Here is a 12,620-nt window from a genome sequence, read left to right as displayed (position 1 = left end):
TCTTTGGATTTCTCATGACTTTTCAAACACTGGGTCTGATCGACCCTTTACTGCTTACGCTTTCTTCGCTGGGCTACAAGCAGCCTACGCCAGTTCAGAAGCAAGCCATTCCTGCCGTACTGGCGGGCCGCGACGTGATGGCGGCCGCGCAGACCGGCACCGGCAAGACGGCCGGTTTCGCGCTGCCGATTCTGCAGCGCCTGACGCTCGATGGCGTCACTGCTCCCCATTGCGTGCGCGCGCTGGTGCTGGTGCCGACCCGCGAACTGGCCGAGCAGGTTTTTGAAAGCTTCCGCAGCTACGGCGGCAATCTGCCGCTGCGCAGCTCGGTGGCGTATGGCGGCGTGGATATCGTGCCGCAGATCGCCAAGCTGCGCAAGGGGCTGGATGTGCTGGTGGCGACGCCGGGGCGCTTGATCGACCTGCACGATCAGGGCGCGATCAGCTTTGAACTGCTGCAAACGCTGGTGCTCGATGAAGCGGACCGCATGCTGGATCTGGGCTTTGAGCGCGATCTGGATATTCTGCTGGAGGCTTTGCCGAAGCAGCGCCAGACCCTGATGTTCTCGGCCACCTTCTCGGACGAGGTGCGCAAACTGGCCAAGGGCATGGTGCGCGATCCGGTGCAAATTCAGGTTGAGGCGGCGAATACGGCGGTGAAATCGGTCAAGCAATGGCTGGTCACGACCGACAAGCGCCGCAAGCCGGAGCTGTTCCTGCATCTGCTGAACAAGCTGGGATGGGCGCAGGCGCTGGTGTTCGTCAAGACGCGGAAAGGTGCGGAGGCCTTGGTCAAGGAGTTGCAGGAGCACGGCCTGACTGCGGACGCCATCCACGGCGACAAGACGCAGCCAGCGCGTTTGCGCGCGCTCGATCGTTTCAAGCGCAAGGAAGTGCAGCTGCTGATCGCCACCGACGTGGCGGCGCGCGGCCTGGATATTGAAGCGCTGCCGCTGGTGGTGAACTTCGATTTGCCGACGGTGGCGGAGGATTACATTCACCGCATCGGACGTACTGGCCGGGCGGGCATGACGGGTGAAGCGGTGTCGCTGGTGTGTGCGGATGAAGTGGATATGCTGAAGGCGGTTGAAACCTTGACGCGCCAGGTGATTCAGCGCTTTGAGGAAGCGGGCTTCGAGGCCGATCACCGCGTGCCGGAGACCGCGCCCAAAGGCAGCGCGGTTGCAGTGCAAAAGCTGTCGGCGCCTGGCGCCGGCAAAAAAGCAGGCGGCAAACCGGCAGCAAGCGCCAAGCGCCTTGCCGCTGCGCCAGTCGGCGGCAAGACGCCAGCCAAGGTCGAAGCACGGCCGGCCGGCGGCAATGAATCGCTGGGCACTTACATCCCGCCAGAAAAGCCATCGAAATCGTCGGGCCGCGACCGTGCGACCGACATTGAACCGAACTTTGGCCACAAATCCGGCCGCAAAGCCAGCGGCCCGCGTGGCGGATCTGGCGGCGGTTTCGGTGGCGGACGTAGCGCTGGCGGCGGCGCGCCGAAGGGTGCGGTGGTGGTCGCTGGTGGACGCGGCGCCAAGTCACTGGCACGTTCTGATGGTCGCGCCGCTGCAAAGCCAGGCGGCCGCAAATCCAAACCGGGCTCTCGCTGACGAACGCCCCGCCCTGCTAAAATAGCCATCTTTTGAGCGACACCCCACGTTGGAGAACTGAATGCAGCAATACCAGGAATTGATCCAGACCGTCATCGACACCGGCAGCTGGCAGGACAACCGCACCGGCATCCGCACCCTGAGCGTGCCGGGCGCGATGATGCGCTTCGACCTGACCAAAGGTTTTCCTGCAGTGACGACCAAAAAGCTGGCATTCAAATCCGTCGTCGGCGAGCTGTGCGCCTTCCTGCGCGCCTCCCGCAGCGCCGCCGATTTCCGCGCTCTCGGCTGCAAAGTCTGGGACCAGAACGCCAACGAAAACCAGCAATGGCTGGACAATCCCTACCGCCTCGGCACCGACGACCTGGGGCCGGTGTACGGCGTGCAGTGGCGCCAATGGCCCGGCTACAAAGTGATCGACGCCGACAACGCCGCCCAACTGGCCAACGCCGAAAAGAACGGTTTCACCGTGGTCGCGCCGATTGAAGAAAACGGCGTGAAAAAAATCCTGCTGTACAAAGCCATCGACCAGCTGCGCGAGTGCCTGGACACCATCATGAACAATCCGGGCAGCCGCCGCATCCTGTTCCACGGCTGGAATCCGGCGGTGCTGGACGCCGTCGCCCTGCCGGCCTGCCACCTGCTCTACCAGTTCATTCCGAACCCGGTGACCAAGGAACTGTCGATGTGCCTCTACGTGCGTTCGAACGACCTTGGCCTCGGCACGCCATTCAACCTGGCGGAAGGCGCCGCGCTGATGCATCTGGTCGGACGCCTGACTGGCTACACGCCGCGCTGGTTCACCTACTTCATCGGCGATGCGCACATCTACGAGAACCACATGGAGATGGTGCAGGAACAGCTCAAGCGCGAGCCGTTCCCGCTGCCGCAGTTGATCATCTCCGACCGCGTGCCGTCGTTCGCGCAGACCGGCAAGTACGAGCCTGAGTGGCTGGAAAAAATCGAACCAAGCGACTTCGCGCTCGAAGGCTACCAGCACCACGCCCCGATAACCGCAGCAATGGCGGTATGATGCGTCTGGATTTTGTACCAGGCACCCTGTGCGATGAGCGCATGTGGGGCCGCCTGCTGCCGCTGCTGGGCGACGGTTTTGAATTCAACCACATCCCGCTGCACAAGGCGCGCTCGCGCGAGCAGATGCAGGAACTGATCGGCGCACACGCCGCGCCGAAAGCCAATCTGGTGGCGTTCTCGCTGGGCGCCTATCTGGCGGTGGAATTCGCGCTGGCCAATCCGGACCGCGTGACTTCGCTGACCATCATCGCCAGCTCCGCCAAGGGCCTGCAGGAAAAAGAAAAAGCCACGCGGCTGCGCATCATCCCGCTGCTGGAAAAGAACATCTACACCGGCATGACGCAAATGCGCCTGCGCGAGATCCTCGCACCGGAACACATGGACGATCCAGCCATCGTCGACGTCATTCAAGCGATGGCGGTGGAACTGGGCAAAGACGTCCTGCTGACCCAATTCCGCACCACCATCGAACGCCCCGACCTGATGAGCCGCACCGGCGAACTGCGTTGCCCGGTGATGATCGTCGCCTCCGAGCAGGACAAACTGGTCGCCGCCGACGACGTACGCGAATTCACCACCTACAACCCAGCCGCCCAGCTGCACATGCTGACCGAGGGCACCGGCCACATGATCCCGCTGGAAGCCCCTCAGGCGCTAGCGAACCACCTGCTGGCCTTCTACAATTAAAAACATGAGCAAACTCACCATCATCGTCGCCACCGATGCCCAGCGGGGCATCGGGATTAACAATACGCTGCCGTGGAAGCTGCCGGAGGATCTGGCGCACTTCAAGCGCCTGACCACCGGCCATCCGATCATCATGGGCCGCAAGACCTTTGATTCGATCGGCCGCCCGCTGCCGAATCGCCGCAACATCGTCATCACCCGCAACGCCGAGTGGAAGCACGACGGCGTGGAGGTGGTCGGCTCGATCGAGGCCGCTATCGCGCTGCTGGACGGCGCCGAGGGCTTCGTCATCGGCGGCGCCGAGATCTACAAGCTGTCGCTGCAACTGGCTGACCAGTTGATTATCACTGAGATCGCCCATACCTTCGAGTGCGATGCGTTCTTCCCCGAGATCGGCGCCGCGTGGCAGGAAACCGCCCGAGAAGCCCACGTCTCCGAGGCGTCCGGTCTGCACTACGCTTTTGTTACTTTCAGCCGCAAGGCATAAGTTTTAGATTTAAGGATACCCATGTCTGGTCAAGGCTTCCACGTGCACGGTCCGCACGATCACGCTGTCGAACACGCCGCGCACGGCAATGACGGCTTCTCCAACAACATCGCCGTGATGACGGCCATCCTCGCCACCGTCGGCGCGGCGTTCGGCTACCTCGGCGGCGCGACGCAAAACGACGCCGCCCTGTTCAAGAACAACGCTGCCATCGACAAGACCGAGGCGGCCAACAAATGGAACTACTACCAGGCCAAGAACGCCCGCCAGAATCTGGCCGAGGTGGTCATGACCTTGCCAGGCGTCGATCCGAAGCGCTACGAGGCGGACGCCGCCCGCTACAAGCACGACAAGGAAGAAATCAAGAAGGATGCCGAGAAGTTCGAGGAATCCGCCAAGGAGTGGAACCGCAAGTCGGACGAGGCCATGCACAAGCACCACCAGTGGGCGCTGGCCACCACCGCCGAGCAAATCGCCATCTCGCTGGCCGCCATCACCCTGCTGACCCGCAAGAAATGGATGATGGGCCTGGCCTACGGCGTGGCCGGCGTCGGCCTCGTGCTGGGCACACTGGCCTGGTTTGGCGGCCACTAAGTAACATTCGCACAACATTAATCGGACGGCATGTGCCCCTGTAACAAGGGCGTCATGCCTGTCGTGCATTCTGGTACGATAATTTTTTCCCGCAGAGCCGCTATTTCTGCGAGAATCCCGTTCTTATTTTTTTGCGGCTAGCTCACCTGAGCGGTCGCGCCCCTAGTCCGCCCCTCCACATAAGTCAGGGGCGGCTTGCTTTTTTGGAGACATGCATGAAATTTCGTTTCCCCATCGTCATCATTGACGAGGATTTCCGTTCCGAGAACACGTCCGGCCTGGGCATTCGCGCCCTTGCCGATGCAATGGAAAAAGAAGGCATGGAAGTGGTGGGCGTGACCAGCTACGGCGACCTGTCCCAGTTCGCCCAGCAGCAATCGCGCGCGTCGGCCTTCGTGCTGTCGATCGACGATGAAGAATTCGGCTCGGGCTCGGTGGAAGACACCGACACCGCGCTGAAATCGCTGCGCGCCTTCGTCGAGGAAATCCGCTACAAGAACGCCGACATCCCGATCTACCTGTACGGCGAAACCCGCACCTCGCGCCACATCCCCAACGATATCCTGCGCGAGCTGCACGGCTTCATTCACATGTTCGAGGACACGCCGGAATTCGTGGCGCGCCACATCATCCGCGAAGCCAAGTCCTACCTGGACGGCCTCGCGCCGCCGTTCTTCCGCGCGCTGGTGGAATACGCCAACGACGGCTCGTACTCGTGGCACTGCCCTGGCCACTCGGGCGGCGTGGCGTTCCTGAAATCGCCGATCGGCCAGATGTTCCACCAATTCTTTGGCGAGAACATGCTGCGCGCCGACGTCTGCAACGCGGTGGAAGAACTGGGCCAGCTGCTGGACCACACCGGCCCGGTCGCCAAGTCCGAGCGCAACGCCGCGCGCATCTTCAACGCCGACCACTGCTACTTCGTCACCAACGGCACATCCACCTCGAACAAGATGGTGTGGCACTCGACCGTGGCGCCAGGCGACATCGTGGTCGTTGACCGCAACTGCCACAAATCGATCCTGCACTCGATCATCATGTGCGGCGCGATTCCGGTGTTCCTGATGCCAACGCGTAACCACCTCGGCATCATCGGCCCGATCCCGCTGGAAGAGTTCTCGATGGAGAGCATCATGCGCAAGATCGAAGCCAATCCGTTCGCGCGCGAAGCCGTGAACAAGAAGCCGCGCATCCTGACCATCACCCAGTCGACCTACGACGGTGTGGTCTACAACGTGGAAACCCTGCGCGAGCTGCTGGACGGCCAGATCGACACCCTGCACTTCGACGAAGCCTGGCTGCCGCACGCCACCTTCCACGACTTCTACAAGAACATGCACGCGATCGGCAAGGACCGCCCGCGCGCGAAAGAGTCGATGATCTTCTCGACCCAGTCGACCCACAAGCTGCTGGCCGGCCTGTCGCAGGCCTCGCAAGTGCTGGTGCGCGAATCGGAAACCGTCAAGCTGGACCAGGACGCCTTCAACGAGGCCTACCTGATGCACACTTCGACCTCGCCGCAGTACTCGATCATCGCCTCGTGCGACGTCGCTGCCGCCATGATGGAAGCACCGGGCGGCACCGCGCTGGTGGAAGAATCCATCCTGGAAGCGCTGGACTTCCGCCGCGCCATGAAGAAGATCGACGCCGAATGGGGCAAAGACTGGTGGTTCAAGGTGTGGGGCCCGGACGAGTTCGCCGAAGAAGGCATCGGCTCGCAAGCCGACTGGATCTTCACCGAGCAAAGCAAGGAATGGCACGGCTTCGGCGACCTGAAGCCGGGCTTCAACATGCTGGACCCGATCAAGGCCACCATCGTCAACCCTGGCCTGTCGCTGGACGGCAAGTTCGACGAGACCGGCATCCCGGCGTCGATCGTGACCAAGTACCTGGCCGAGCACGGCGTGATCATTGAGAAGTGCGGCCTGTACTCGTTCTTCATCATGTTCACCATCGGCATCACCAAGGGCCGCTGGAACACCCTGTTGACCGCACTGCAACAGTTCAAGGACGACTACGACAAGAACCAGCCGATGTGGCGCATCCTGCCGGAATTCGCAGCCGCCAACCCGACCTACGAGAAAATCGGCCTGCGCGACCTGTGCCAGCAGATCCACGATTTCTACAAGGCCTACGATGTGGCGCGCCTGACCACCGAGATGTACCTGTCGGACATGGTACCGGCCATGAAGCCGTCGGACGCGTTCGCCAAGATGGCGCACCGTGAAATCGAGCGCGTTGCCATTGATGAGCTGGAAGGCCGCATCACCTCGATCTTGCTGACCCCGTACCCACCGGGCATTCCGCTGCTGATTCCGGGCGAACGCTTCAACAAAACCATCGTTGACTACCTGCGCTTCGCACGCGACTTCAACGAGCGCTTCCCGGGCTTCGAGACCGACGTGCACGGCCTGGTCAAGCGCGAAGTAGACGGCAAGCGCGGCTACTTCGTCGATTGCGTCAAGCAGTAAGTTTACCGTTCCCCAAAAAAGCAGCTTTCGCTGCTTTTTTTTTAATTTTCTGTTGCGCGGAATTGACATTTGCAAAAAGAAATTTACATTTCCACCTAAATAAGTTCGCCGAAATTACCGCCAAGATACCGCTAACTTCGGATAAAAAATTCTTTAAAATTAAATAGTTACGTAACAATAATAAACATTACCCCGACGCAGGCGACAGGCTCTTCTACAATCGAAAGCCTTTCTCATCGACAAGGTAACGGGTAATGAACTGTAATCGATTCACATTTGCCGGATTGCTACTACTGGCATCCTGTGGCGGCGGCAACGAACCGGCAAGCACCGCCCCTCAGCACAGCCCCAACATCACGGCTGGCGTCACCACCAGCGGCACCGCAACCAGCGGAACGGGCACCCTGGCACCCGCTGCGGCCGCACACTTCCTGGGGCAGGCGAGTTTCGGCGCGACCTCCGCCACCATTAATGAGCTAAGCAGCTTGGGCAAATCCGCCTGGATCACTGCCCAGTTCACCAAGCCACAAGTCCTGCACCGCGACTACGTCCAGCAATTCACCGGCGCAGCGCTGTCGTCCACCCTGTTCCAGGAGTCGTTCTGGCGTCAGGCTGCCCAGGGCGACGACCAGCTGCGCCAGCGCGTTACTTACGCCTTGTCGCAAATTTTCGTGGTGTCGTTCATGGACAGCAGCGTCGCCGGTCGCGTCACCGGCATGGCCGACTACTATGACACGCTGGGTCGTTACGCCTTCGGCAATTTCCGTGACCTGCTGCAAGCGGTGGCGCTGCATCCAATGATGGGGGCGTACCTCAGCCATATGCACAACCAGAAGGAAAACGGTACCCGCGTGCCGGATGAAAATTTTGCACGCGAGATCATGCAGCTGATGACCATCGGTCTGTACCAGCTGAACCAGGACGGCAGCGTCAAGACCAGCGGCGGTGTCCCAATTGAAACCTACACCCACGACGACGTGGCTGGCCTGGCCAAGGTCTTCACCGGCTGGAGCTGGAGTGGTCCGGACCGCAGCACCCTGCGCTTCTTCAGCGGCGCTCCCGATCCCGCGCGCGAATGGACGCCGATGCAAATGTATCCGGCCTTCCACTCGACCTCGACCAAGACCTTCCTGGGTGTCAGCACCAACGGCACCGGAGAAGCCGATCTGAAGGTGGCACTGGACACCCTGTTCAACCATCCCAATGTCGGCCCCTTCATCGGCCGCCAATTGATTCAGCGGCTGGTCACCAGCAATCCGAACGCCGCCTACATCAGCCGCGTGGCGGCCGCCTTCAACAACAACGGCAACGGCGTGCGCGGCGACATGCGCGCGGTGCTGCGCGCCATTCTGCTCGATCCGGAGGCGGCAGACAAAGGCCACCCAAGGAAGCTGCGCGAGCCGGTGGTGCGGCTGGCCAACTGGATGCGCGCCTTCAACGTAAAGTCGACCAGCGGGCGTTTCCTGATAGGCAATCTGGACGACCCGCTGACTGGCATCGGCCAAGCGCCGCTGCGCTCCCTATCCGTATTCAACTTCTACCGCCCATCCTACTCGCCGCCCAACACTACGCTGTCGGCGGCGCGCCTGGTGGCGCCGGAAATGCAGATCACGGGCGAGCCCAGCGTGACCGGCTACCTCAATTTCATGCTTATCACCATCCCGAACGGCACCGGCACCAAGCTCGACGTCGTGCCCGACTATACGAATGAACTGGCGTTGATCGGCTCGCCCGAGCAGCTGGTGGACCGCGTCCAACTGCTGCTGATGGGCGGCGGCATGTCGACCACGCTTCGCAACCAGATCATCAGCGCCGTCAGCGCCATTACCCCACCCGCCAGCGGCGACGTTGTCGCCACCGAGAACGCGCGCAAGAACCGTGTCTACATGGCGATTTTCCTGACGATGGCATCTCCCGAATACCTGGCGCAACGATAAGGACTCACTATGTCTCAACACCATCCATCACGCCGTCGTTTCGTCGGCAACATGCTGGCACTGGCCGGCGGCAGCAGCCTGCCCTTCACGCTCAACCTGGCCGCTATGGGCAGCGCCGCCGCGCAGGAAGCCGGCGACTACAAAGCCTTGGTCTGCTTGTTCCTCCACGGCGGCAACGACCACTTCAACACTGTGCTGGCCACAGATCCCGACTCGTGGAGCGCTTACCAGCGCATCCGCACTACCACCGACACCGGTTCCATCGCCCTGCCGGCGGCAGGCCTGGCCGGCGGCGTATTGCCGATTACGCCATCCACCGCGCACGCTGGCCGCAACTTCGCGCTGCATCCATCCATGCAGGCGATGAAGAACTTGTTCGATGGCGGGCGCGCCGCTATCGTGACCAACGTCGGTACGCTATTGCGGCCGACCACGTTGGCGCAGTACAAGGCCGGCGCCGTGGCGCTGCCGCCGCGCCTGTTCTCGCACAACGATCAGCAAGCGCAATGGCAAACCTCCCAGCCGGGTGGCGGGACCGATTTCGGCTGGGGCGGCCGGATGGCAGACCTGATCAGCGCCAGCACGGCCTCCGCCTTCACCGCGATTTCCACCGCCGGCAACGCGCTGTTCCTGAGCGGACAGGAGGCCCGTCAATACCAGGTCAGCGGCACCGGACCGGCGCCCATCCGGCGCCTGAACGACTCGCTGTATGGACTGTCGGCCGCCGCCAACCCGCTGCGGCAGATCATCACTGCGGACACGTCCGAACTGCTGCGAAAAGAGCATGCGGCGGTAACGGCGCGCGCCATCGACGCTGAGGCAAAACTGAGCAGCGTGTTGCCGCCGGCCGGCGCTGGCGGCGTGGCCGATCCGGGCCTGTACATCAACCCCAATACAGGGGGGACGGCGGTCAATCCGCTGGCGGTGCAGTTGCAGACGGTGGCACGCATCATTGCCGCACATGGCGCGCTGGGGCTCAAGCGGCAAGTGTTTTATGTCAGCCTCAATGGCTTCGACACGCACGATTTCCAGCGCGCCAACCAAGCCGACTTGCTGGCGCGGCTGTCTCACGCGATTACTTACTTCGACACCACGCTGGCCAGCCTGCAAGGCACCGACGTGCGCAAGCAGGTGACGCTGTTCACAGCCTCCGATTTCGGCCGCACCTTCAGCAGCAATGGCGACGGCACCGACCACGGCTGGGGCTCGCACCATTTTGTGGTGGGCGGCGCCGTCAAAGGCAAGAACATCTACGGCAGCATGCCGGTTACCGGCTTGGGGCACGAACTGGATGTCGGCTCGGGCGCCCTGCTGCCGACCATTTCGGTCGACCAGTACGGCGCCACGCTGGCCAGCTGGTTCGGCTTGTCGGCCACGCAGATTACGGATGTGTTCCCGAACATCGGCAACTTCAGCACCCGCAACCTGGGCTTCATGAACGCCGTTTAGCCGTTCACCGCTACGGTCAGCGTCGCCACATAACCGTCGGTGGTATTGCCGGTGATGCTGACCATTTGCAGCGAATAGCCATCGCTGAAGATGCCGTCGCTGCTCAGGCTGATCGCCGCCATATTCTTCACGCTGGCGCTGTAACCGGTGGTGGCGTACACCTCGTTGCAAGTCGCCACCGGGAAGGTGAATTGCGAGGTCTTGATGCGGTTGGCGGCGCTGTTGGCCTTGGCCAGCGTCGGGTACACCTCGAAGTGCACGTGCGGCACGCGGCCCGAATAGCAGCCGGGGAAAATGGTGGTGAAGGTGACGTTGCCGCTGCTGTCGGCTTCCTGCACGCCGCGCAGGTAGTTCTGGTTGGTCACGCCGGACGAGTACAGCGAGTAGTTGCCGTCGCGGTCGCAGTGCCACAGGTAGACGGCGGCATTGGCCAGCGCCGCGCAGTTGTTGTTGGCATTGACGATCTGCAGCTTGATGGTCAGCAGGACGCCGGCCGCCGTGCCGCTGGCGCTGCCGAAGCTGCTGCGGATGTCGCTGCGCACCACGCCCGACTGGGTCAACACGTTCACTACGCCGCTGCTGTTGCTGTTGGTGCCGTCGCCTGGATAGGGGCCGCCGGTTTCTTCCGGGATCACCGAGCACGAGCCGGTGGTCGGCGTGGTGGTGGTGGTCGTGGTGCCGGTGGTGCCGGTGGTGGTGCTGCCGGTGGTCGTGGTGCTGGTCGACGAAGTGGTGGTCGTGGTGCTGCTGTCGCTGCCCGAACCGCCGCCGCATCCGAGCACAGGCAACGCCGAGGCGCCAGCCAGCAGCCAGCGCAGCGTCTGGCGGCGGTCGCTATTCAGATTGAGCATCGCGGTCAAATCGGCCGCCAGGCTGTGTTCGTGGTGATCGTCGTGAGAATCCATTACCTACTCCTGCTTGGGTGAAAAAAAGGCCGCCGCACGCGCTCGCACGGCGGCCGCTACTACGAAGGCTTAAACTGTGGTGTTGACCAGATTGCCGCTGGTGCCGTTGCTGCCGACCTTGCTCGACAGCGCTTGCAGGAAGGCGGCCAGTTTGGTGGCTGCATCCGTGTTGGTGCTGCTGGTGCTATCAGTGCTATCAGTGCTGTCGGCGCTGGTGGTGTCGGTGCTGACGCCCAGCTTGTCCAGCAGATTGGCGAACGCGCTTTCCAGCTGATCGACCGCATCGCTGTCGCTGCTGGTGCTATCGGTGGTGCTGGTGCCCGAGCTCAGTTCCGACATCAGGCTTTGCAGGTCCGATTCCAGCTTGCCCGGACCGCCAGGGCCGCCCTGCTCGCCGTATGGCGGCGGTGGCGGCGCATCGGCGCCTTCGCTGTTCTGCGCATGCAGCGCGCCCATCAGGCTTTGCAGGAAGCTGCCCAGCGCAGCGGCCACGTCGTCGGCGCTGGTGGTGTCGCTGGTATCGCTGCTGGCCGAGGCCGATGCAGTCGAGCTGTCGGTGTTGCTGGTGCTGCTCGAACTGGTATCGGTGATGCCGATCGCTTTCAAGGCTTCGGCGATGGCGTCGGCGAAACCGCCGCCGTCATCCGGTGGCGGCGGTGGCGGGCGCACTCCCTCGGTGCTGTTCGTACTGGTGCTGCTGGTGCTGTTGGTGCTGCTCAAACGGCTCAGGAAACTGAGCGCGCTGGCAGCGCTACTGGAACTCAGGGCGCTGATTGACATACGGTTCTCCGCTTATTAGGTTTGAGGGGGACTACGGGTACGACTTTGCAAAACAACGTTAAGGGCGCTGCGGATGGCGCGGCTTTTCGTCCGCTTGCTTGTTGCGCTGTTCCGGCGTGAGCACGGCCAGCAATTTCTGTTGAGTACGCACGTGCTGCAGGGCGAGGTTGGCTTCGGCGGTGGCGAGGTCCTTGGCCAGCGCGGCGGCCTTGGCGTCGTCGTACTTGTCGGCGCTGGCCAGCGCACGCAGCGCTTCGCGCGCCTTGGCCGCCGCCTTGGACTGTTCGCGCAGGTACGGCGCTTCCGCGTGCACAATGGCGAAGACCTTGTCTTGCTGCGCTTCGCTCAGGTCCAGGCCGTGAAAGAATGGTGGACGGCCAGGGCCGAAGCCGGGGGCGAACGGGCCAGGACCATCATGCTCAGGACCATGCGGACCATGTTCCCCTTGCGCCATCGGCGGCCGCCCGGCGCCCATCTCGTCGGCGCGAGCGCTATTGCCCATGACAAACAGCGGCAGCGCCAGGACGGCAGCCAGCAGGACATTGCGTACGCTTGGTTTTGATGTTTTCATGCAAAGAATCCCTTGATTGGTAGTGAGCACCATTCTGTGATTCCCCTGTGTTAAGTGCCGTAAGGGCAACGTAAATCGGCGTAAAGATGCTTATCTG

Annotated in this window: 11 protein-coding genes; 8 read left to right on the top strand and 3 right to left on the bottom strand. The window is 62.3% G+C overall.

Annotation, left to right across the window (positions count from 1 at the left end; genetic code table 11):
- The first annotated feature begins 14 nt into the window (after positions 1 to 14).
- The 8 genes from BMZ70_RS04240 (at position 15) to BMZ70_RS04205 (ending at position 10,267) form a co-directional block, all read left to right on the top strand.
- A complete protein-coding gene (locus BMZ70_RS04240; RefSeq protein WP_092270339.1) occupies positions 15 to 1,607 on the top strand; it encodes a DEAD/DEAH box helicase in 1,593 nt (530 codons plus the stop codon).
- A gap of 61 nt (positions 1,608 to 1,668) precedes the next feature.
- Positions 1,669 to 2,640, top strand: a complete 972-nt coding sequence (locus BMZ70_RS04235) for a thymidylate synthase (RefSeq protein ID WP_092270337.1) — start codon at positions 1,669 to 1,671, stop codon at positions 2,638 to 2,640.
- The gene (locus tag BMZ70_RS04230) at positions 2,637 to 3,329 is read left to right on the top strand and encodes an alpha/beta fold hydrolase (RefSeq protein ID WP_092270334.1); all 693 of its coding nucleotides are present in this window, start codon (positions 2,637 to 2,639) and stop codon (positions 3,327 to 3,329) included. The genes BMZ70_RS04235 and BMZ70_RS04230 overlap by 4 nt, the downstream gene beginning before the upstream one ends.
- 4 nt (positions 3,330 to 3,333) lie before the next feature.
- Positions 3,334 to 3,816 (top strand): dihydrofolate reductase, encoded by a 483-nt coding sequence (locus BMZ70_RS04225; protein ID WP_092270331.1) that lies wholly within the window; start codon positions 3,334 to 3,336, stop codon positions 3,814 to 3,816.
- Between the two features lie 21 nt (positions 3,817 to 3,837).
- Complete coding sequence (locus BMZ70_RS04220; protein WP_092270328.1) at positions 3,838 to 4,410, top strand: DUF4337 domain-containing protein; 573 nt, start codon at positions 3,838 to 3,840, stop codon at positions 4,408 to 4,410.
- 215 nt (positions 4,411 to 4,625) lie between these two features.
- Positions 4,626 to 6,881, top strand: a complete 2,256-nt coding sequence (locus BMZ70_RS04215) for an arginine/lysine/ornithine decarboxylase (protein ID WP_092270325.1) — start codon at positions 4,626 to 4,628, stop codon at positions 6,879 to 6,881.
- Between the two features lie 254 nt (positions 6,882 to 7,135).
- Positions 7,136 to 8,818, top strand: coding sequence for a DUF1800 domain-containing protein (locus BMZ70_RS04210; RefSeq protein WP_092270322.1), 1,683 nt, complete (start codon positions 7,136 to 7,138; stop codon positions 8,816 to 8,818).
- A 9-nt stretch (positions 8,819 to 8,827) separates the two neighbouring features.
- Positions 8,828 to 10,267, top strand: a complete 1,440-nt coding sequence (locus BMZ70_RS04205) for a DUF1501 domain-containing protein (protein WP_092270319.1) — start codon at positions 8,828 to 8,830, stop codon at positions 10,265 to 10,267.
- Here the strand turns inward: BMZ70_RS04205 and BMZ70_RS04200 are convergent.
- From BMZ70_RS04200 to BMZ70_RS04190, 3 genes are all read right to left on the bottom strand, one after another.
- Complete coding sequence (locus BMZ70_RS04200; protein WP_092270316.1) at positions 10,264 to 11,172, bottom strand: dioxygenase family protein; 909 nt, start codon at positions 11,170 to 11,172, stop codon at positions 10,264 to 10,266. The genes BMZ70_RS04205 and BMZ70_RS04200 overlap by 4 nt on opposite strands.
- 69 nt (positions 11,173 to 11,241) lie before the next feature.
- A complete protein-coding gene (locus tag BMZ70_RS04195; protein ID WP_092270314.1) occupies positions 11,242 to 11,952 on the bottom strand; it encodes a hypothetical protein in 711 nt (236 codons plus the stop codon).
- Between the two features lie 58 nt (positions 11,953 to 12,010).
- The gene (locus tag BMZ70_RS04190) at positions 12,011 to 12,523 is read right to left on the bottom strand and encodes a Spy/CpxP family protein refolding chaperone (RefSeq protein WP_092270311.1); all 513 of its coding nucleotides are present in this window, start codon (positions 12,521 to 12,523) and stop codon (positions 12,011 to 12,013) included.
- Positions 12,524 to 12,620: the final 97 nt, after the last annotated feature.

It is taken from the genome of Duganella sp. CF402 (genome assembly GCF_900109645.1).
Lineage (GTDB): Bacteria > Pseudomonadota > Gammaproteobacteria > Burkholderiales > Burkholderiaceae_D > Rugamonas.
This window is presented reverse-complemented; position numbering and strand designations above follow the sequence as displayed.

Bases quoted from the DNA above. Each gene is read 5' to 3' on its own strand.
- BMZ70_RS04240 (WP_092270339.1), top strand. From the start codon at position 15: ATGACTTTTCAAACACTGGGTCTGATCGACCCTTTACTGCTTACGCTT.
- BMZ70_RS04235 (WP_092270337.1), top strand. From the start codon at position 1,669: ATGCAGCAATACCAGGAATTGATCCAGACCGTCATCGACACCGGCAGC.
- BMZ70_RS04230 (WP_092270334.1), top strand. From the start codon at position 2,637: ATGATGCGTCTGGATTTTGTACCAGGCACCCTGTGCGATGAGCGCATG.
- BMZ70_RS04225 (WP_092270331.1), top strand. From the start codon at position 3,334: ATGAGCAAACTCACCATCATCGTCGCCACCGATGCCCAGCGGGGCATC.
- BMZ70_RS04220 (WP_092270328.1), top strand. From the start codon at position 3,838: ATGTCTGGTCAAGGCTTCCACGTGCACGGTCCGCACGATCACGCTGTC.
- BMZ70_RS04215 (WP_092270325.1), top strand. From the start codon at position 4,626: ATGAAATTTCGTTTCCCCATCGTCATCATTGACGAGGATTTCCGTTCC.
- BMZ70_RS04210 (WP_092270322.1), top strand. From the start codon at position 7,136: ATGAACTGTAATCGATTCACATTTGCCGGATTGCTACTACTGGCATCC.
- BMZ70_RS04205 (WP_092270319.1), top strand. From the start codon at position 8,828: ATGTCTCAACACCATCCATCACGCCGTCGTTTCGTCGGCAACATGCTG.
- BMZ70_RS04200 (WP_092270316.1), bottom strand. From the start codon at position 11,172: ATGGATTCTCACGACGATCACCACGAACACAGCCTGGCGGCCGATTTG.
- BMZ70_RS04195 (WP_092270314.1), bottom strand. From the start codon at position 11,952: ATGTCAATCAGCGCCCTGAGTTCCAGTAGCGCTGCCAGCGCGCTCAGT.
- BMZ70_RS04190 (WP_092270311.1), bottom strand. From the start codon at position 12,523: ATGAAAACATCAAAACCAAGCGTACGCAATGTCCTGCTGGCTGCCGTC.